The sequence below is a fragment of the Pseudomonas sp. ASL8 genome, from assembly GCF_056680355.1.
Map to the genome: position 1 here is coordinate 3,153,538 of NZ_CM155278.1, position 20,944 is coordinate 3,174,481.

Sequence of the window (20,944 nt, forward strand, 5' to 3'; positions counted from 1 at the left end):
GCAGCCGTCAGCTAGCCCGCCAAGATAGGAATGGCGGTAATAATAATCGGGCGGACGACATGCGGGGTCAGGTTCATGTCTCGAAGATTATTTCGGATGGCGTGGGCAAGTCAAGCCTGCACAGGCCGTGTCGAGGTGTTCGATGCATTCATTTTTCCGTCACATTGGCACTTTAAGGTGAAGGCCGTGGTCAGTAACAAAACCAACAGTGAGCATCAGCCAAAGAGGGCATGCGTAATGGACGAATATCAGGAAGAACTGCTTGAATTTCAGGCCTTCGAACTCGATCCACTGGAACCGGCCGACGACGCTACCGAGCTGTAAGCGTCAACCGGCTTGACGCTGGCTGCGGCGGAACTCTCCCGGGGTGTGCCCGTTCCAGCGTTTGAAGGCGCGTTGAAAAGCCTCGGCCGAGGCAAAGCCGAGCAAGTAGGCGATTTCACCGAAGGCCAGCTCTGTATCACGGATATAGGTCATCGCCAGGTCGCGGCGGGTGTCATTGAGAATGGCGCGAAACTGCGTGCCTTCGTCGGCCAATTTGCGACGCAATGTCCAGGTCGGCAGCTTCAGTCGTGCGGCCACTTCTTCCAGATCCGGTTCCCGCCCCCCATTCAATAACGGCCCGAGCAACTGAGTGATGCGCTCTCGCAGGCTGCGGGTGCGGGTGCGCTGTTCCAGTTCCTTCTCACACAATTGCAACAAGTGCCGCCAAGTGCTGGGGCAGTGGTCCGGGTTGCGCAGCCCGAGGCTCGACTGGCTCAGGCGCAGTTGATTGATGTCAGCAGCAAAATTTATCGGGTTATCGCTCAAGTCGCTGTAAGACGCGGCGTAGGCCGGCGCGGGAAACTCGATGTCGACCTTTTCCGCCCGCAGGCGGCAACCGGCCAGACTTGAAAGCTGCTGAATCCAGCTGGCGAGAATCGAATCCACCACAAAGCGGTTGTAGGCGTTGTACGGGCTGATGGAATAGAAACGCAGCCATGCGCCTTGGGCGTCCTCATGAAAGCTCGACTGCCCTCGGTAATTCGAACCGTACAGCGCTTCAAAACGGATCAGGCAGCGTGCCGCCTCGCGTACGGTGGGCGCCTGCGCGGCAGTGACGCCCGCCAGTCCTGCCTGGCTGATACGACTCAACCGGCCCATGCGCAGGCCCAACCCCGGTTCGCCGGTCAGTTGGATGGCGGCATGCCCAAGGCGCATGTAACGCGGGATCGACAGGCGTGCACCCGGCTCAGCCAGGCGTGCCGGGTCCAGCCCGTATTGTTCCAGCAACGGCTCCGGGTCCTGGCCGAAACTGCGCACAGCGTCGGCCAGGCTGTGCACGAAGCCTACTGACAAATCACCCAAGCGCACCCGTGGCGAAGTCATCGATTCACAGCCAGAGGTTGATCAAGCGCGCACCTTGCCCAGGCTGGTTGGCGCTGATTTGATTGGTGCCGGTCAGCCCTTGGCGATTGGCAAAACTATCGCCGGAGCTGCCCTGATCCCAGAACTGGCCACGCATGAACACACTGATCCCCGCCCGGGCGGTACTGGCCGGTGCATGGCCAGTCAGGGTCAGGCGGCGCCAGGCTTCGCCTTCGCTGGTTTCTCCCGGCTTGAGGCTGACGCCCTCGGGTGTCGAGGCACTTTTATAACCCCGCCAGGGTTTGGACCAGAGGCCATGGCCCACGACGAACGCCGGTACGGCAATCAATTCGGCGCCGTTGTTGTTCAATTGTGCGTAATTACGCGGATACCAGCTGTCACTGCCAATCAGCACCCCCAGACGTCCCGCCGGGGTGTCGACGACATTCAGCGCAGCCTGTGTCGCTGGCTGGATGTAATTGCGTTCCGCGAACGTCGGGTACAGCTGACGTTGCGGCTGACCAATTGGCAGGCCGTCGCTGCCGAACACCAGGCTGCTGTTGTACAGAGGACCTGCGCCGATGTGCAGTTGGCCGTTATCGATGCTCGGTTCGGGCAATACGATTGAGCCTGCCACCAGTGTCACGGCAAACTCTTTGGCCAGACCGCCGAACAGTGCCTGGTAATCCTTGGCCATGGCCCGTGCTTTCATGCGTAGATGAGCGTCGTCGAGCCGGTTGCTGCCCTTGGCCCGTATCAGCGCGTTGAGGAATTGCAGGGGGTTGCTGACCGACAGCCAGTTCATGGCTTCATTGATCGTCGTGGCTTGATACAACTCATCTTTTTCGCCTCTGGCAAACAGCCAGGTACCGATGTGCTCAGGCAACACCACGATGGTTTTGTCGTTAAGCAGGCCTTGGTCACGGGCTTGTTGCAGGTAGGCCGCCAGCTTGCGGTGCAGATGCTCGAGGCTTTGATAATCGGTGGGGAACAGCTCTGGCTGGATACCCAGCAGGTTGCCGCGCTCGCCGGGTTGGCCGTCATTCACTGCCAGTTGAATGCGCAGATCCGAAAGATAATGGCTTACGGGGCGTTGCCCGGTCCAAATGGCATAACCGGTGATCATGGCGATCAGCAGCAGGGCAACGGAGACACTGAAAATTTTGCGCATGGGAGACACAGAGAGCAGCCGTGAGCAGGATTCATGGTTTTGTATTAAAAGTTGGGTCGAGACTACGGGAAAAAGGAGTTAATTGTGGTTTTGCTAAATAATTAAATTTTTTTCAGTGAAAACCAAATAAACCAAGCCAATGATTATCCTACGTAAAACCCTTTGCCAACTGATGAAGTCCTTATGGTTTTTTTGACCGCGTGAATCTCGACTCCGGGTTCGTCGCGCCTTGGCGGCGGGGCACCCGGTAGTAAAACCGCCGGGGGAGGCTAAACGCCGTGCCAGTGGCCGCCACTGATAACTCTAGATTCGGTTGGATCCAATGACTTCAAGGGGGCGCCAGAACAAGGATTTTGCACAGACCACACGTAAGATCGCGCAGGCGTGAAATAGCTTTTTTTGAAAGCTACTCTTCCGCGATGTTCGCGTTCGACGTTGTGGCGTTTTCCTGGCGGACGGTCGAAAACAAATCTGGCAGCAGGTCATGCACGGCTTTATCGAGAGGGGCGTTATCCATAACCATTTGGATATGGATAGGGGTTTTCTTTTCAATGTTGCATCAGGTCGTATCGGGGGAGACTGGGCTACGGACTGCTTTCAAGCAGCCTTTATCCATAAAAATAAGGAGACAGATATGTCTGATGCGGACAGCAGCCGCTTCGTCATTCGTGACCGCAATTGGCACCCCAAAGCCCTGACGCCTGATTACAAAACCTCTATCCTTCGCTCCCCGCGCCAGGCCTTGGTGAGCATTCCCCAGTCCCTGTCGGAAACCAGCGGCCCAGACTTTTCCCACCTGAAGATGGGGCAGCACGACAATGATCTGCTGCTGAACTTCAACAACGGTGGCTTGCCGATCGGCGAGCGCATCATTGTTTCCGGTCGCGTCTGCGATCAATACGGCAAGCCAGTCCCACACACCCTGGTCGAGATGTGGCAAGCCAATGCCGGCGGTCGCTATCGGCACAAGAAAGACAGCTATCTGGCCCCCATCGACCCTAACTTCGGTGGCGTCGGCCGTGCCTTGACTGACCGCGACGGCAACTACAGCTTCCGCACGGTCAAGCCTGGCCCGTATCCGTGGCGCAACGGTCCCAACGACTGGCGTCCGGCGCATATTCACTTCTCCATCAGCGGCCCGTCCATTGCCACGCGTTTGATCACTCAGCTGTATTTCGAAGGTGACCCGCTTATCCCGATGTGCCCGATCGTCAAGTCGATCGCTAACCCGGAAGCGGTACAGAGCCTGATCGCCAAGCTCGACATGAGCATGGCCAATCCCATGGATTGCCTGGCTTATCGCTTTGATATTGTCCTGCGCGGCCAGCGCAAGACTCACTTCGAAAACCGCTGAGGAGGCACGCTCATGCCCGTTCAACTTCTGCAAGAAACGCCTTCGCAAACCGCTGGCCCCTACGTGCATATCGGTTTGGCGCTGGAGGCTGCCGGCAATCTTCCTCGTGAACAGGAAATCTGGAACGAGATGGCCAAACCCGGCGCGCCGGGCGAGCACATTTTGCTGGTGGGTAGCGTCTACGACGGCAATGGTCACCTGATCCGCGACTCATTCCTGGAGTTCTGGCAGGCCAACCATGAAGGCGTCTACGACAGCGACTACGACCTGGAAAAGCCCTTCAACAGTTTTGGCCGTACCGCGACCACGGATGTTGGCGAGTGGACGGTCAATACCATCAAACCGGGTACCCTGAAAAACGCTGCGGGTGTCCCGATGGCATCGCATATCAATGTTTCGTTGTTCGCTCGGGGCATTAATATTCACTTGCAGACCCGCCTGTATTTCGACGATGAAGCGCAGGCCAATGCGGTCGATCCAGTACTGAATCTGATTGAGCAGCCTCAACGTCGGGAGACACTGATCGCCAAACGTTGCACGGTTGATGGCAAGTTGGCCTATCGTTTCGATATCCGGATACAAGGCGAAGGCGAAACAGTGTTCTTCGATTTCTGATGGTTCAAGCCTGCGTGCGCTGCAAGGACTTTCGCCCCAAGCGACCTGACAAGGTACGTTATTGGGGCGTTTGTCTGTACGTCGTTCCCGTACGGCGGCGTCCTCAGCATTTTCGAATACTGGAGTAGCGGCTTGAACAGACCCACCAATCAACTCTTCGATGTTTATTTTACGCAACCGGCGATGCGGGCGATTTTTTCCGATCTGGGCCGGTTGCAAGGCATGCTCGATTTCGAAGCTGCTTTGGCACGCGCCGAAGCCAGCATCGGGCTGATTCCCAATGACGTCGTGGCAGATATTGCGGCGGCTTGTCGTGCTGAACTCTACGATTTATATGAACTGGCGATTGCCATTGGCAGTGCCGGCAACTCGGCGATTCCGCTGGTCAAGGCGTTGGGCAAAAAGATTGCCGTGTGCAACGAAACCGCCGAACGCTACGTGCACATGGGTGCAACCAGCCAGGACGTGATGGACAGCGGTCTGGTGCTGCAACTGCGTTCAGCCATTGATTTGCTGGAAAACGATTTGGCGGAACTGGCGGATGCCCTTGCCCAGCAGGCGCTGCGTCACGCGAGCACGCCGCTGGCCGGGCGCACCTGGTTGCAGCAAGCGACGCCGGTGACCCTGGGCATGAAAGTCGCCGGCTGGCTGGGCGCCGTCACGCGTCACCGCCAGCGTCTTGTTGAAATCAAACCGCGCTTGCTCTGTCTGCAATTCGGCGGCGCTTCCGGCAGCCTGGCGGCATTGGGCGATCAAGCATTTGCGGTGTCCGAAGCCTTGGCTCACGAACTGAAGCTGAACCTGCCTGAGCAACCGTGGCATACACAACGTGACCGGCTGGTGGAGTTCGCCAGCTGGCTGGGGATGATCGCTGGCAGCCTGGGTAAGTTGGGGCGAGATCTCAGCCTGCTGATGCAGACCGAAGTGGGCGAAGTATTTGAACCCGCAGCACCAGGCAAGGGCGGTTCTTCGACCATGCCTCATAAGCGCAATCCCGTTGGGGCAGCGGTGATGATCGGTGCTGCGACGCGTGCGCCTGGGTTGGTTGCAACGATGTTCGCGGCCATGCCGCAAGAACATGAACGCAGCCTCGGTCTTTGGCATGCTGAATGGGAGACCCTGCCGGAACTGTGCTGCCTGGTGTCTGGCTCTTTGCAGCAGGCATTACAGGTGATACCGGGGCTGGAAGTCGACGCTGAGCGCATGCTGGGCAATCTGCAACAGACCCAAGGGCTGGTGCTGGCCGAAGCCGTGAGCATTGCCCTGGCCCAACGCATCGGTCGCGATGCTGCACACCATCTGATCGAACAGTGCTGCCGCAAAGCGGTGGAGCAGGGGGCCCATTTGCGTGAGGTGCTTGGCGCCGAAGGGCAAGTCTCTGCGCAGCTGTCTGCTGATGAACTGGATCGCTTGCTGGACCCGGCCCATTACCTGGGGCAGGCGCAACGTTGGGTCGAGCGCGCGGTTGCCGACCATCACGCTTTTACGCTTTGAGTCTTGAAAAAGGATCCTGAAATGGACGAGAAACAACGTTACGAAGCGGGCATGAAAGTGCGCCGCGAAGTGCTGGGTGATGCTCACGTGGATCGCAGCCTGGAACACCTGACACCCTTCAACGGTGAGTTCCAGGAAATGATCACCCGGCATGCCTGGGGCGATATCTGGACCCGCCCAGGGTTGCCACGCCACACCCGTAGCTTGATCACCATCGCCATGCTGATCGGCATGAATCGTGAGGGCGAGTTGCGTCTTCACCTCAAGGCAGCGAAAAACAATGGCGTGACCCGCGATGAGATCAAGGAAGTGCTGATGCAAAGCGCGATCTATTGCGGCATTCCAGCAGCCAACGCCACGTTTCACTTGGCCGAAGAGGTCTGGGACGAGATGGGGGTTGAGTCGTTAAAGGCGTCTTTGTAAGCGCTGGAGTCCGGCCCGCTTGAAAGCAGGACGCGCAGTTGGCGCCCTGCTTTTTTCGCCTTGTTACAGCAGCGACAGTTTTTTGAGTGTGCCTTCCCAGCCTTCACCTGCCGTTATGACGAATACCTGCGGCGATCCCAATTCCTATATGTAAAAAGCCACCTATGCCTCTGCGGCTTAGGTGGCTTTCTACAGTTCTTGCTCTAATCCGGTGCGATCAGTCCAACCCTACTGAACACAGTCCACGTCTGGCTGAAAAATAAGGGGATTCACCGATTAGGGTAGGGCGATGAGCCGCGCTTGCCAACCCTCGCTGTACGTTTGGATCAATAACTTGTCACTTTCAGTCATTGAGTGTGACCGGGCGGCTCTTTAATGTTTGCGCTATGAACAGGTCAGTGGCGTTTGCCTCCTGCCTGAATAATTGACGGGAGCCCATAGAGGCCCCCGCATCCGTGATGACGTTCGATGGAGTTTCTATGGCCGCCGCTCTCTACCCGCACCTGTTGGCCCCGCTGGATCTGGGATTCACCACGCTGCGCAACCGCACCCTGATGGGCTCGATGCACACAGGCCTTGAAGAAAAGCCCGGCGGATTCGAACGCATGGCGGCTTACTTCGCTGAGCGGGCCCGTGGTGGTGTTGGCCTGATGGTGACCGGTGGTATCGGCCCCAACGATGAAGGCGGGGTGTATTCCGGCGCGGCCAAGTTGACCACGGTTGAAGAAGCGGACAAACATCGCGTCGTCACCAAGGCCGTGCACGAGGCGGGCGGCAAAATCTGCATGCAGATCCTCCACGCCGGACGCTATGCCTACAGCCCCCGGCAAGTCGCTCCAAGCGCGATTCAGGCGCCGATCAACCCGTTCAAGCCCAAAGAGCTGGACGAAGAGGGCATCGAAAAACAAATTCAGGATTTCGTCACCTGTTCGACCCTGGCGCAGATCGCCGAGTACGACGGCGTTGAAATCATGGGCTCGGAAGGTTATTTCATTAACCAGTTCCTGGCCTCTCACACCAACCATCGCACCGATCGCTGGGGTGGTAGCTATGAAAATCGCATGCGCCTGCCAGTGGAAATTGTCCGTCGCGTGCGCGAGGCGGTAGGCCCGAACTTCATTATTATCTATCGCCTGTCGATGCTCGATCTGGTGGAAGGTGGCAGCGTCTGGGAAGAAATCGTGCAGTTGGCCAAAGCCATCGAGGCGGCGGGCGCAACCCTGATCAACACCGGTATCGGTTGGCACGAGGCACGAATCCCGACCATCGCGACCAAGGTTCCGCGCGCTGCCTTCAGCAAGGTCACCGCTAAATTGCGCGGCTCGGTGAGCATTCCGCTGATCACCACCAACCGCATCAACACCCCGGAAATCGCAGAGCAGATCCTCAGCGAGGGCGATGCCGACATGGTGTCCATGGCGCGGCCGTTTCTGGCGGATGCGGATTTCGTCAACAAGGCCGCCGCCGGTCGCAGTGACGAAATCAACACCTGCATCGGCTGCAATCAGGCCTGTCTGGACCATACGTTCGGTGGCAAATTGACCAGTTGTCTGGTCAATCCGCGCGCCTGCCACGAGACTGAGCTCAACTACCTGCCCGTGCAGCAGATCAAGAAAATCGCGGTGATCGGTGCTGGTCCAGCCGGTCTGGCTGCGGCAACGGTGGCTGCCGAGCGTGGGCATCAGGTGACATTGTTCGATTCTGCCAGCGAGATCGGTGGCCAGTTCAACGTTGCCAAACGGGTGCCGGGCAAGGAAGAGTTCTCCGAAACCCTGCGCTATTTTTCTCGCAAGCTGCAAACCACGGGTGTCGAGGTCTGCTTGAACACCCGGGTGGCGGTCAGCGATCTGCTGAGTGCCGGTTACGACGAGATAATTCTGGCGACGGGCATTGCCCCGCGTACGCCGGCTATTCCTGGCGTCGAGCATGAAAAAGTGCTGAATTACCTTGATGTGATTCTGGGGCGTAAGCCGGTCGGGAAAAGCGTTGCGGTGATCGGCGCGGGCGGTATCGGATTCGACGTATCGGAATATTTGGTGCACAAGGGCGTGTCCACGAGTCTCGACCGCGCTGCGTTCTGGAAAGAGTGGGGCATCGACGCGACGCTGGAAGCGCGTGGTGGCGTCGCCGGAATCAAGGCCGAGCCGCAGGCTCCGGCGCGTCAGGTGTTCCTCTTGCAGCGCAAGAAAACCAAGGTCGGTGATGGCCTGGGTAAAACCACTGGCTGGATTCATCGCACGGGCTTGAAGAACAAGCAGGTGCAAATGCTCAACGGTGTCGAATACCTGAGCATCGACGATGCAGGCTTGCACATCCGCATCGGTGAAGGTGAACCGCAGCTTTTGCCTGTGGATAACATTGTCATCTGCGCGGGTCAGGACCCGTTGCGCGAGCTGTATGACGGCTTGGTCGAAGCCGGGCAGAGCGTGCACCTGATCGGCGGTGCGGACGTCGCTGCCGAACTGGACGCGAAGCGCGCGATCAATCAGGGTTCGCGGTTGGCGGCCGAGCTCTGATGCTCCTTTGTCGCGAATGAACCCGAGTCGCTGGTCTGCCTGAAAAAACCAAAGAGGCCGCAATGCTAAACTGCGGCCTCTTTGGTTCACCGACTCAAACGCAATGTCCCCGCCACTTCCCAGCCCACCGAGCGCTCCCCTTGAACCCTTGCATCTGCCCTGGCTAAAACAGGCCGGTGTCGAGGTGGCAGTCCTTCGTCTGGACTTGATCGACCCGCTGATCTCCGGCAACAAGTGGTTCAAGCTGACTCATCATCTGGCGGCGGCAGCCGAGGCCGGTGCTGAAGGCGTGATCAGCTTGGGCGGTGCGCATTCCAATCATCTGCATGCCTTGGCCGCAGCGGGCAAACGCTTCGGCTTCCCCACCGTCGGCCTGCTGCGCGGTCATGCGCAAGACACCCCGACAAGTCTCGATTTGCAAGCATTTGGCATGCAGTTGCACTGGCTGGGTTACGCCGGTTATCGCGCTCGGCATCAGGCGGATTTCTGGTTGCCATGGCAAGCCCGTTACCCGCACCTGCACCCGGTACCCGAAGGCGGCGGTGGATTGCCCGGTGCTTTGGGGTGTGCCGATTTGGTCGTTCAAGCGCGCCGCCAATTGAGTCAACTGGGTTGGGACGATTATCACGCCTGGTGGTTGGCGGCAGGCACCGGAACCACCCTGGCCGGGCTTGTCCTGGCCGAAGCAGGCGCCCATCCGGTCTATGGCGCGCTGGCGGTACCGGACGACCACGGTGTCGCCGAGCACGTCTCTGCTGTCATCGAGCAGGCTAACGAGCGCCATTGCAGTTATCACCTGCTGGACGCGAGCCGCGGTGGCTTTGCCAAGACCGATCCGCATTTGCTCGACTTCATTTCCGTCAGCGAAGCCGACAGCGGCCTGCCACTGGAGCCGCTGTACACCGGCAAAGCGCTACTGGCGTTGCATGATCGCGTGGCGGCGGGGTTGTTTTCCCGAGGTACTCGCCTGATTTTTGTGCACACCGGCGGCTTGCAGGGGCGGCGCGGGATGACGGCGAGGACCACGCTCTGATTCTCATGGCATGAATCCTGCGACCCTCATTCGGTCACGGGTCGGCCCTGAGTACGCGGATGACACATGTGGAGCAGGTACATCTCGGCGCGGCCCCGATAATCGATAGCTTCTAATCGATACCTTCCTGATGAGCGCGCCGAGGTCAGTATGACAACCCAAGCAATGAAGGCTGTAGACCCTGCTACCTTGAGACGCGTGATCTGTGCGGCGGCCATTGGCAACTTCGTCGAGTGGTTCGACTTTGCGGTGTACGGCTTTTTGGCGACGACTATCGCTCAGCAGTTTTTCCCCAGCGGTGACCCGAGCGCCGCGTTGTTGAAGACGTTCGCTGTCTTTGCCGTGGCGTTCGCTTTTCGGCCCTTGGGCGGTATTTTCTTCGGCATGCTCGGTGACCGGGTAGGGCGCAAGAAAACCCTGGCCTTGACCATTCTGTTGATGGCGGGTGCGACCACGCTGATCGGCGTACTGCCCAATTACGCAGCCATTGGCGTGCTGGCGCCGGTGTTGTTGACGTTGATCCGCTGTGCTCAAGGGTTTTCCGCCGGGGGCGAATACGCAGGCGCCTGCGCTTATCTAATGGAGCATGCACCGCGCACCCAGCGTGCCTGGTATGGCAGCTTTGTGCCGGTCTCGACGTTCTCCGCTTTTGCCTGCGCGGCGGTGGTGGCCTATGCGCTGGAGTCGTCGTTGTCGTTGGATGCCATGAGCACTTGGGGCTGGCGCTTACCGTTTCTGCTGGCGGCTCCGTTGGGGCTGGTCGGGTTGTATCTGCGCTGGAAGCTGGATGAAACCCCGGCGTTTCAGGCCGTCGCCAATGAGGCGGCGGTGGCCCATTCCCCATTACGCGAAACCTTGCGTACCCACGGTGCTGCGATCTGCTGCCTGGGCGCGTTCGTGTCGCTGACGGCGCTGTCGTTTTATATGTTCACCACCTACTTCGCCACGTACCTGCAAGTCGCAGGCGGCCTGAGCCGGGCCACGGCATTGCTGGTGTCGGTGATCGCGCTGATTTTTGCCGCAGCGATCTGTCCATTGGCCGGGATGTTTTCCGACAGGGTCGGGCGGCGGGCGACAATGGCGAGCGCTGGCGTGTTGTTGCTTGTGGTGGTGTATCCCGCATTCCTGATGGCCAGTTCCGGCTCGTTCATCGCGTCGATCATTGGCGTTATGTTGTTGGCGGTGGGGGCGGTGCTCTGTGGTGTGGTCACGGCGGCCTTGCTCTCCGAAACGTTCCCTACACGTACGCGTTACACCGCCTCGGCGATTACCTACAACATGGCCTACACGATTTTTGGCGGTACCGCGCCGCTGGTTGCCACTTGGTTGATCACCACGACCGGTAGCAACCTGTCCCCGGCTTTTTACCTGATGGCCGTCGCGGTGCTGGCGCTGGCGGGTGGATTGGCGCTGCCGGAGACGTCGAAGGTTTCCTTGCATGGGGCTGATGGCTCAGATGAATTCGAAGTGTCGCCGCTGGGATCTGTCGCTTAGCGAATACCTCGACTGATGCTTTTGGATGCACGGGTATCAGGGAGAATAAACCTTGGCTGCCAGGCAAAGTCCGCAACAAAAAATGGCATTCATGCGCTAAAAAGTGGCACATTGGCGCCGCCACTGTTGGCGGCATCCTTTGCAATCACGGTTGTAAAGCGCATACCCATTGTTACGGATGATCTTCATGGCTATCAGCAATACTCAGTCCAGCCCGGTCCCGCCCTTGGCCGCGAGCCAAAGCAGTCCGCTGGTCATGCGCATCATTGGTGCCGTGGCCCTGGCGCATTTGATCAACGACCTGATTCAGGCAGTACTGCCGTCGATCTATCCGATGCTCAAGGCCAATTACGGGCTGAGTTTCACTCAGGTTGGATTGATTACCCTGACCTTTCAGATCACCGCATCGCTGTTGCAGCCGTGGGTGGGTTATTACACGGATCGTCATCCGAACCCGCTGTTATTACCGGCCGGTGCTATTTGTACGCTGGTAGGGATTGTCATGCTGTCGATGGTCGGCAGCTTTCCGCTCATTCTGCTGGCGTCGGCATTGATCGGCGTCGGTTCTTCGACGTTTCACCCGGAGGCGTCGCGTATCGCCCGACTGGCCTCGGGTGGCCGCTTTGGCCTGGCCCAGTCCACTTTTCAGGTCGGTGGCAACGCAGGGTCGGCATTTGGCCCTCTGCTGGCAGCCGCCATCATCATTCCGTTTGGCCAGGGCAATGTCGCCTGGTTCGGGCTGTTTGCGGTGTTTGCCATCGGCTTGCTGTACGCGATCAGCCGCTGGTACCGTGCGCACCTGAACCTGTTCAAACTCAAGGCAGGGCAGCAAGCGACCCATGGCCTGTCGAAAAATCGGGTGATCGGCGCGTTGATGGTCCTCGGCTTTCTGGTGTTTTCCAAATACTTTTACATGGCCAGTTTCACCAGTTATTTCACGTTTTACCTGATCCAGAAATTCGACCTGTCGGTGGCCAGTTCGCAACTGCACCTGTTTCTGTTTCTCGGTGCGGTGGCCGCCGGCACGTTCTTTGGCGGCCCTATCGGCGACAAAGTCGGGCGTAAAACGGTGATCTGGTTCTCGATTCTTGGGGTGGCGCCGTTCACCTTGATGCTGCCTTACGCGGACCTGTTCTGGACCAGCGTGCTGAGCGTGATCATTGGCTTCATTCTGGCCTCGGCGTTTTCGGCCATTGTGGTGTTTGCTCAAGAGCTGGTGCCAGGCAACGTGGGGATGATCGCCGGGGTGTTCTTTGGCTTGATGTTCGGTTTCGGCGGGATTGGCGCGGCGTTGCTCGGTTACCTGGCGGATATCCACGGGATCATCTACGTGTACTCGCTTTGCTCGTTCCTGCCACTGCTGGGGATTTTTACGGTTCTGTTGCCCAACACCAGGAAAGTCTGATCACCGATCACCGCATAGATTCCGGTCGAGCGCTCAGACGGACGGCATTGGCACGGCGATTGAGGCGACGGCGTTGGTGGTATTCCCGAGATAGGGCCACTGATCCGAGACCAGGAACAGGCGCTCGGCCTCTTCCCAATCGCCGCCACCGTTTTCGGTCAAGCGCACCAAGAGCTGTGCTGGCGCCAGCGGGTCCAGTTGCAGCAGCCACTCCTGCAACTGATCGGCCTGCCAGGTCTGCGCTTCGCTGTAATGGGCGGGGGCCAGCCAGGCATGGCGCGGCAGGGGTTGCCAGCGGCCTGCGGCGCTTTGCGTGATGAAATCCGGCCAGTCATGCTGATGCAGCCAGCGTCCGTTCAGGTGCTGACGGTGCGCTCCCGCCGGTGATTGTGCTTTTCCGGGCCATGGATAAAGCAGGTAACCCCCCAGCCACAGTTCAGCGCTGAACTGGCTAATGTCCAGCGCATCAAGGGCTTCACGGGCTTCGGGTCGTGCCGAGATCGGCAGTTGGTGCTGGCTCAGGTGCGCGAGCTTGCGGTCCAGCCGGTCATGACAACCCGGTCCCAGCCATTGTGCGGGGTCCTTGCCATCGCCCCGTTGCGGCCCAAGATAGAGTTTGATCGCCAACTCCACGTGGTGCACGCCGTCCCGGTCACGCAGGAGCATGTCCAGCTCCCCCAGCGTGTGACCGGCCAGGCGAATGGGTAAATTGGCGGCGATCATTTCAACGCCGGGTGCCTGCTGCACGGCAAATTGCCAGAGCCGCTCGTAGTACAGACCCAGGCGTCGGGTGGCGCCCAGTGCCAGCCAGTGATTCAGGGCGCTGCTGTTCTGATCCAGGCGCAATAACCAGTCGGCCAGCACTTGCGGCGCCTGTACCCAATCACTGCCGGTCAATGGGTGACGTTGCGGCCAGGGCGTTTCGGCGAGCATCGGCGGCGCGAGGATGACCCACGCCAGGTCGCGCACTTCGGGGTGGCGCAACTGGCGGGGCAGGTCGAGTAGGCTCGGGAATAAAGTCATTCAGCGAGAATAGCCTGTGTTGACGGGGTTGCGTCATTCGCGAGGATGGCCGGGCAGGCAAATAATCCGCGCCGGTTTGCCGCTGGGCAGGCCTTTCACCCATAATCGCTTTCTTTGAGTCGTATCGAATCCCGCAGGAGCCCCATGGAGCAATTTCGCAATATCGGCATCATTGGTCGCCTCGGCAGTTCGCAGGTGCTTGATACCGTTCGCCGACTGAAGGCGTTTCTGCTCGAGCGGCACATGCACGTGATCCTCGAAGACACCATCGCCGAAGTCTTGCCGGGGCATGGTCTACAGACATCGACACGTAAAATGCTCGGCGAAGTCTGCGACATGGTCATCGTCGTCGGCGGTGATGGCAGCCTTCTGGGTGCCGCCCGGGCCTTGGCGCGTCACAACGTGCCGGTGCTGGGGATCAACCGGGGTAGCCTGGGATTCCTCACCGATATCCGTCCCGACGAGCTGGAAGTGAAAGTCGCTGAAGTGCTCGACGGCCACTATCTGGTGGAGAATCGCTTCCTGCTGCAGGCTGAAGTGCGGCGCCATGGCGACGCCATCGGTCAGGGGGATGCGCTCAACGACGTGGTGCTGCACCCCGGCAAATCGACGCGGATGATCGAGTTCGAGCTGTATGTCGACGGCCAGTTCGTCTGCAGCCAGAAGGCCGACGGTCTGATCGTTGCCACGCCGACCGGTTCGACTGCCTACGCGCTGTCGGCGGGCGGGCCGATCATGCACCCCAAACTCGACGCTATCGTCATTGTGCCGATGTACCCGCACACCCTGTCCGGCAGGCCGATCGTGGTCGATGGCAACAGCGAATTGAAGATCGTCGTGTCCAAAGACATGCAGATCTACCCGCAAGTCTCGTGCGACGGGCAGAACCATTTCACCTGCGCGCCCGGTGATACGATCAACATCAGCAAGAAGCCGCAAAAGCTGCGGCTGATTCATCCACTGGATCACAACTATTACGAAGTCTGCCGCACCAAGCTTGGCTGGGGCAGCCGGCTCGGTGGTGGAGGCGATTGATGCTCGATCCCGCGCGTAGCTATGATCTGATCGGTGACGTGCATGGTTGTGCCCATACCCTTGAGCACTTGCTCGACACTCTCGGTTACCGTTTTCAGGCGGGCGTCTGGCGCCACCCTGAGCGTATCGCGCTGTTTCTTGGCGACATCATCGACCGTGGCCCGCGGATCCGCGAAGCGCTGCACATTGTTCATGACATGGTCGAAGCGGGCCAGGCCCACTGCATCATGGGCAACCATGAATTCAATGCGCTGGGCTGGAGCACGCCGGCTTTGCCGGGCAGCCACAAGCAATTCGTGCGCGAACATACACCGCGTCACGCGCGGCTGCTTGAGGAAACCCTGAGCCAGTTCGACCAGCATCCTCAGGACTGGCATGACTTCCTCGCGTGGTTCTACACGATGCCGCTGTTTATCGATGCCGGCCGGTTTCGCATGGTTCACGCCTGTTGGGACGCGGGTTTGATCGAGCCGCTGCGGGCGCAATACAGCGACGGTTGCATTGATGAGCACTTTGTTCAGGCATCCGCCGAGCCAGGCAGTTTCGCCAGCAACGTCTTCGACCGTCTGCTGCGTGGGACAGACATGCGCCTGCCGCACGGCCTGACCCTGACCGGCGGCGATGGCCTGACCCGTGCGTTTTTCCGCACCAAGTTCTGGGAAGACGACCCGCAAACGTACGGCGACGTCGTGTTTCAGCCGGACGCGTTGCCGGATCTGGTCGCGAAGACACCGTTGTCGCCTCTCGAAAAAAATGCCTTGTTACGCTACGGCATCGACGAGCCCTTGCTGTTCGTTGGCCATTATTGGCGCAGTGGCAACCCCGCCCCAATCCGGCCGAACCTGGCCTGTCTGGATTACAGCGCCGTGCTTTACGGCAAACTGGTCGCCTATCGGCTGGACCAGGAAACCTGCATCGACCCACGCAAATTCGTCTGGGTAGATGTTGAACGTCCAGAGGCTGTGCAATGAGTCCTGTTGCAGTACTACGCTTGCCGTTGACCACTGATTTGAGCGGTTTCGTCGGCTTGTTGCGACGCCTGCGCGTGCCTCATCGAGTCAGCGAGGAGGCGGGCGAGCAAGTCTTGTGGGTGCCAAATGCGCAATTGGCAGATGACATTCGAGTGCTGTATCAACGCTTCCCCGAAGGCGATCCCTCTTACGAATTGCCCGCTGCCGAGCTGGGGGCGACCTACGCCCGGCCGGGCTTTGTCCAACAATTGCGCAACAGCCCGCTCACGACCCTGGTGTTGCTGCTGTGCCTGGTGGTGGGTGCCGTCACCCTGCTAGGTGATCAGTTTGACACCCTGAGCTGGCTGACTTTTCTCGACTTCCGCGTGCGGGGTGACTACATCACCTTCATGCCACTGGCCGACAGTCTGGCGGCGGGGCAGTGGTGGCGGCTGGTCACACCGATGCTGGTGCATTTCGGTATTCTCCATCTGGCGATGAACGGCATGTGGTACTGGGAACTGGGGCGGCGGATCGAGTCGCGCGAGGGCAGTTGGCACTTGCTCGGGCTGACGTTGCTGTTCAGCCTGGTGTCCAACTACACCCAATATCTGGTCAGTGGGCCGACCCTGTTTGGTGGTCTGTCGGGGGTGCTCTACGGCTTGCTCGGCCATTGCTGGATCTTCCAGTGGCTGGCGCCGAACCCTGTTTATCGTCTGCCCCGTGGCGTGTTGATCATGATGCTAGTGTGGCTGCTGCTGTGCCTGTCGGGTCTGATCAGCATGCTGGGCTTCGGCGCCATCGCCAACGGCGCTCATGTCGGCGGCCTGATCATCGGTTGTATTACGGGCCTTGTAGGCGGAGCTTTAGCTCGCCGGGCTGGTTAAAATTGCGTCCTTACTGTGGAGAGTGGTATGTCCTCTTTTGTTGAAATGATCGAAAACATTACCCCGGACATTTACCAAAGCCTGAAATTGGCAGTGGAAATCGGCAAGTGGTCCGACGGTCGCAAGCTGTCCCAGGAGCAGCGTGAGTTGTCCCTGCAAGCGTTGATCGCCTGGGAAGTCCAGAACTTGCCCGAGGAACAACGCACCGGCTACATGGGGCCGCAGGAATGCAGCTCAAAATCGATAACAGTGCCTAACATCCTGTTCAAATCGGATGCTATCCATTGATCGAGATTGGCCGCGGTGCAATCAGCAAAATGTCGGCGCGCCTGGACGCGCCATTAGTGCAGTACGGTTTTCGTCTGGGCGACGCGGAGATTCCGGTCAACCCCATGATCGGCAAGACCGTGCGCCTGGAATACCTGGGCGCGATCAATTGCACCCATTGCGGGCGCAAGACCAAGACCAGCTTCAGCCAGGGGTATTGCTACCCGTGCATGACCAAACTGGCGCAATGCGATATCTGCATCATGAGCCCGGAGAAATGCCACTACGAACACGGTACCTGCCGTGATCCGGCATGGGGCGAGCAGTTCTGCATGACTGATCATGTGGTCTATCTGGCCAACTCTTCCGGGGTCAAGGTCGGCATCACCCGCGCCACGCAGTTGCCCACCCGCTGGCTCGATCAGGGCGCCAGTCAGGCGGTGCCGATTGTGCGCGTCGCGACGCGTCAGCAGTCCGGTTTTGTCGAAGACCTGTTGCGCAGTCAGGTGGCCGACCGTACCAACTGGCGTGCCTTGCTCAAGGGCGATGCACCGCCGGTGGACCTTAAAGCCGTTCGCCAGCAACTGTTCGACACCTGCGGCGAAGGCTTGCTCGGCTTGCAAGAACGATTCGGCCTGCAGGCCGTCCAACTCTTGCATGACGTCGAGCCGATTGAAATTCGTTACCCGGTCGAGGCATATCCGACCAAGATCGTCAGCTTCAATCTGGACAAGAACCCGATCGCTGAAGGCACGCTGATGGGGATCAAGGGGCAATACCTGATCTTCGATACCGGCGTGATCAATATTCGTAAATACACGGCTTATCAGCTCGCCGTGCATCAGTAAGGACTCCAGCATGCGCACAGAACAACCGAAAATGATCTATCTGAAAGACTATCAGGCGCCTGAGTACCTCATTGACGAGACGCACCTGACCTTCGAACTGTTCGAGGACCACACCCTGGTCCATGCGCAACTGGTGATGCGTCGCAACCCGGCGCGCGGTGCCGGTTTGCCGCCGCTGGTACTGGACGGGCAGTTGCTCGAACTGCTGTCGCTCAAGCTCGACGACACTGAACTGGGTATTGGCGACTACCAACAGAGCCCCGATCACCTGACCGTGCAACCCAAGGCTGCGCAGTTCACTCTCGACACCTCGGTACGGATCCACCCGGAAACCAATACCGCGCTGGAAGGCCTGTACAAATCCAGCGGGATGTTCTGCACCCAGTGCGAGGCCGAAGGCTTTCGGAAGATCACCTATTACCTCGACCGCCCTGACGTGATGAGCAAGTTCACCACCACCGTCAGCGCTGAGCAGCACAGCTATCCGGTGCTGCTGTCCAACGGCAATCCGATTGCCAGCGGCCCGGGAGAGGACGGTCGGCATTGGGCGACCTGGGAAGATCCGTTCATGAAACCGGCGTACCTGTTCGCGCTGGTGGCCGGTGATCTGTGGTGCATCGAAGATGTGTTCACCACCATGAACCAGCGCGACGTGACACTGCGCATTTATGTCGAGCCTGAAAACGTCGACAAGTGCCAGCACGCCATGAACAGCCTGAAGAAGTCCATGCGCTGGGACGAAGAGACCTACGGTCGTGAATACGACCTGGACATCTTCATGATCGTAGCGGTCAACGACTTCAACATGGGCGCCATGGAGAACAAGGGCCTCAACATCTTTAACTCCAGCTGTGTGCTGGCCCGTGCCGAAACCGCCACCGATGCCGCGCACCAGCGGGTCGAAGCGGTGGTCGCCCACGAATATTTCCACAACTGGTCGGGCAACCGCGTGACCTGCCGCGACTGGTTCCAGCTGTCGCTCAAGGAAGGCTTCACGGTCTTCCGTGACGCTGAGTTCTCGGCCGACATGAACTCGCGCACGGTCAAGCGCATCGAAGACGTCGCTTACCTGCGTACCCACCAGTTCGCCGAAGATGCCGGCCCGATGGCCCACGCCGTGCGCCCGGCCAGCTTCATCGAGATTTCCAACTTCTATACCCTGACCGTGTACGAAAAGGGCTCGGAAGTGGTGCGCATGCTGCGCACCTTGCTCGGTACCGAGGGCTTCCGTAAAGGCAGCGACCTGTACTTCGAGCGCCATGATGGTCAGGCCGTGACCTGTGATGACTTCATCAAAGCCATGGAAGACGCCAATAGCGTCGAACTGACCCAGTTCAAACGCTGGTACAGCCAGGCGGGCACCCCACGGTTGGCGGTCAGCGAGGCGTATGACAGCGCGGCGAAAACCTACAGCCTGACCTTCCGTCAAAGCTACCCGGCGACCCCGGACAAGCAGGAAAAACAACCCTTCGTGATCCCGGTGGAACTGGGCTTGCTGGATGCACAGGGCGGCGAAATCGCCTTGCGCCTGTCCGGCGAAGCAGCGGCGGCGGGTACCTCGCGGGTGATTTCGGTGAACGAAGCCGAGCAGACCTTCACCTTCGTCGACATCGCTGAAAAGCCGCTGCCGTCGTTGCTGCGTGGTTTCTCGGCGCCGGTAAAACTGAGCTTCCCATACAACCGCGATCAACTGATGTTCCTGATGCAGCATGACAGCGACGGCTTCAATCGCTGGGAAGCCGGGCAGCAGCTGTCGGTACAGGTGCTGCAGGAATTGATCGGCCAACACCAGAAGGGTGAGGCCCTGGTGCTTGATCAGCGTCTGGTCACGGCCTTGAACAGCGTGCTGGCTGACGATCAGCTTGATCAGGCCATGGTCGCCGAGATGCTGTCGTTGCCGGGCGAGGCCTACCTGACAGAAATCAGCGAAGTCGCCGACGTGGACGCGATCCATGCCGCCCGCGAGTTTGCCCGCAAGCAATTGGCCGACAGCTTGTTCGAAGGCTTATGGCAGCGTTATCAGGCCAACCGCGAGCTGTCGAAAAAGACCGCTTACATCGCCGAGGCCGAGCATTTTGCCCGTCGTGGCCTGCAAAATATCGCCCTGTCATACCTGATGCTCAGTGGCAAACCGCAGGTGCTCGCGGCGTGCCTTGAGCAATTCGATACCTGCGACAACATGACCGAGCGCTTGACCGCGCTCGCGGTGTTGGTGAACTCGCCATTCGCCGAAGAGAAAGCCAAGGCCCTGGCCACGTTCGCCGACAACTTCAAGGACAACCCGCTGGTCATGGACCAATGGTTCAGCGTCCAGGCTGCAAGCACCTTGCCCGGTGGCCTGCAACGGGTTAAAGCGTTGATGTCGCACTCAGCCTTCACGATGAAAAACCCGAACAAGGTTCGTGCGTTGGTCGGCGCGTTCGCCGGTCAGAACCTGATCAACTTCCATGCGGCGGATGGCTCGGGCTATCGCTTCCTGGCGGACCTGGTGATTCAACTGAACGCCTTCAACCCACAGATCGCTTCGCGCCAATTGGCACCGCTGACACGCTGGCGCAAATACGACAGCGCCCGTCAGGCGCTGATGAAGGCCGAACTGGAGCGCATCCGTGCTTCGGGCGATCTGTCGAGCGACGTGTATGAGGTGGTGAGCAAAAGTCTGGCTTGATTCATCGCCTTCGCCAGCAAAGGGCATAACAGAAAGTCCCCTCTGAAAAGTGTTACCCGCAAACAATGGGGTAACACTTTTTTATTGCGTAAAGAAAATATTGGCTGTCTGTCTCGGGCGGATAACTTACATTCAGTTACTAACTTTCAGCGGTGTGTCGGATTGTATTCTCTCCTGAAACACTCCTCGGGATATTCCCTGTGCGTTGAGCTACGCATGCTATTGCTTTAATGATTGGTTTTTTGTTCTGTAACACTTATCCTCACTTTTATTATTACATTTGTCATCCGGGTTGCGGGTTTTCAACTTGAAAACGGCTCGCGTACGTTTAACTTGTGAAATTTCCTACAAGATAAAGGGATGTTTCTTATGGAAATAATTAATGTATAAAAATAAGTAACTTCAGGGAGCAAA

The 20,944-nt window shown here is 58.9% G+C and carries 18 protein-coding genes; 15 read left to right on the top strand and 3 right to left on the bottom strand.

Features of this window, described 5'->3' with window-relative positions; genetic code table 11:
- Window positions 1-186: 186 nt before the first annotated feature.
- Entirely contained in the window at window positions 187-324 is a 138-nt protein-coding gene (locus AC1MEA_RS14515; RefSeq protein ID WP_480416555.1) for a hypothetical protein, read from the top strand.
- Window positions 325-327: 3 nt separating this feature from the next.
- Here AC1MEA_RS14515 and AC1MEA_RS14520 read toward each other — a convergent pair whose 3' ends face one another.
- Together AC1MEA_RS14520 and AC1MEA_RS14525 are read right to left on the bottom strand one after the other, a co-directional pair.
- Entirely contained in the window at window positions 328-1,368 is a 1,041-nt protein-coding gene (locus tag AC1MEA_RS14520) for an AraC family transcriptional regulator (RefSeq protein ID WP_480416556.1), read from the bottom strand.
- Between the two features lie 4 nt (window positions 1,369-1,372).
- Window positions 1,373-2,518: a carbon-nitrogen hydrolase family protein gene (locus AC1MEA_RS14525; protein WP_480416557.1), complete on the bottom strand. Its 1,146-nt coding sequence runs from the start codon at window positions 2,516-2,518 to the stop codon at window positions 1,373-1,375.
- Between the two features lie 634 nt (window positions 2,519-3,152).
- Between AC1MEA_RS14525 and pcaH the strand changes: the two genes are divergently transcribed.
- From pcaH to AC1MEA_RS14565, 8 genes are all read left to right on the top strand, one after another.
- Complete coding sequence (pcaH, locus tag AC1MEA_RS14530; protein WP_449633748.1) at window positions 3,153-3,872, top strand: protocatechuate 3,4-dioxygenase subunit beta; 720 nt, start codon at window positions 3,153-3,155, stop codon at window positions 3,870-3,872.
- 12 nt (window positions 3,873-3,884) lie between these two features.
- On the top strand, window positions 3,885-4,487 hold the full coding sequence (pcaG, locus tag AC1MEA_RS14535; RefSeq protein ID WP_480416558.1) for a protocatechuate 3,4-dioxygenase subunit alpha: 603 nt from the start codon (window positions 3,885-3,887) through the stop codon (window positions 4,485-4,487).
- A 183-nt stretch (window positions 4,488-4,670) separates the two neighbouring features.
- Window positions 4,671-5,981: a 3-carboxy-cis,cis-muconate cycloisomerase gene (locus tag AC1MEA_RS14540; RefSeq protein ID WP_480918148.1), complete on the top strand. Its 1,311-nt coding sequence runs from the start codon at window positions 4,671-4,673 to the stop codon at window positions 5,979-5,981.
- Window positions 5,982-6,002: 21 nt separating this feature from the next.
- Window positions 6,003-6,404, top strand: coding sequence for a 4-carboxymuconolactone decarboxylase (pcaC, locus tag AC1MEA_RS14545; protein WP_449633751.1), 402 nt, complete (start codon window positions 6,003-6,005; stop codon window positions 6,402-6,404).
- 479 nt (window positions 6,405-6,883) lie between these two features.
- Window positions 6,884-8,920 carry an oxidoreductase gene (locus AC1MEA_RS14550; protein WP_480416559.1) on the top strand — a complete coding sequence of 679 codons (2,037 nt, stop codon included), beginning with the start codon at window positions 6,884-6,886 and terminating at the stop codon, window positions 8,918-8,920.
- 103 nt (window positions 8,921-9,023) lie between these two features.
- Window positions 9,024-9,953, top strand: a complete 930-nt coding sequence (locus AC1MEA_RS14555) for a 1-aminocyclopropane-1-carboxylate deaminase/D-cysteine desulfhydrase (protein ID WP_480416560.1) — start codon at window positions 9,024-9,026, stop codon at window positions 9,951-9,953.
- 150 nt (window positions 9,954-10,103) lie between these two features.
- Complete coding sequence (locus tag AC1MEA_RS14560) at window positions 10,104-11,447, top strand: MFS transporter (RefSeq protein ID WP_449633754.1); 1,344 nt, start codon at window positions 10,104-10,106, stop codon at window positions 11,445-11,447.
- Window positions 11,448-11,634: 187 nt separating this feature from the next.
- On the top strand, window positions 11,635-12,852 hold the full coding sequence (locus AC1MEA_RS14565; protein ID WP_449633755.1) for an MFS transporter: 1,218 nt from the start codon (window positions 11,635-11,637) through the stop codon (window positions 12,850-12,852).
- Window positions 12,853-12,885: 33 nt separating this feature from the next.
- On the opposite strand, the gene AC1MEA_RS14570 is transcribed toward AC1MEA_RS14565, so the two are convergent.
- Window positions 12,886-13,875: a DUF1853 family protein gene (locus AC1MEA_RS14570; RefSeq protein ID WP_480416561.1), complete on the bottom strand. Its 990-nt coding sequence runs from the start codon at window positions 13,873-13,875 to the stop codon at window positions 12,886-12,888.
- Between the two features lie 144 nt (window positions 13,876-14,019).
- Here AC1MEA_RS14570 and AC1MEA_RS14575 point away from each other — a divergent pair, with 144 nt between their 5' ends.
- The 6 genes from AC1MEA_RS14575 to pepN are packed head-to-tail and all read left to right on the top strand — an operon-like array spanning window position 14,020 to window position 20,530.
- Complete coding sequence (locus tag AC1MEA_RS14575) at window positions 14,020-14,910, top strand: NAD(+) kinase (protein ID WP_449633757.1); 891 nt, start codon at window positions 14,020-14,022, stop codon at window positions 14,908-14,910.
- Complete coding sequence (locus AC1MEA_RS14580) at window positions 14,910-15,881, top strand: metallophosphoesterase (RefSeq protein WP_219061588.1); 972 nt, start codon at window positions 14,910-14,912, stop codon at window positions 15,879-15,881. Before AC1MEA_RS14575 ends, AC1MEA_RS14580 begins: the two co-directional genes overlap by 1 nt.
- The gene (locus AC1MEA_RS14585) at window positions 15,878-16,747 is read left to right on the top strand and encodes a rhomboid family intramembrane serine protease (protein WP_449633759.1); all 870 of its coding nucleotides are present in this window, start codon (window positions 15,878-15,880) and stop codon (window positions 16,745-16,747) included. Before AC1MEA_RS14580 ends, AC1MEA_RS14585 begins: the two co-directional genes overlap by 4 nt.
- Window positions 16,748-16,774: 27 nt before the next feature.
- Window positions 16,775-17,035 (top strand): YeaC family protein, encoded by a 261-nt coding sequence (locus tag AC1MEA_RS14590; protein ID WP_219061586.1) that lies wholly within the window; start codon window positions 16,775-16,777, stop codon window positions 17,033-17,035.
- Window positions 17,032-17,862, top strand: coding sequence for a DUF2797 domain-containing protein (locus AC1MEA_RS14595; RefSeq protein WP_480416562.1), 831 nt, complete (start codon window positions 17,032-17,034; stop codon window positions 17,860-17,862). Before AC1MEA_RS14590 ends, AC1MEA_RS14595 begins: the two co-directional genes overlap by 4 nt.
- Before the next feature lie 10 nt (window positions 17,863-17,872).
- Entirely contained in the window at window positions 17,873-20,530 is a 2,658-nt protein-coding gene (pepN, locus tag AC1MEA_RS14600; protein ID WP_480416563.1) for an aminopeptidase N, read from the top strand.
- Window positions 20,531-20,944: the final 414 nt, after the last annotated feature.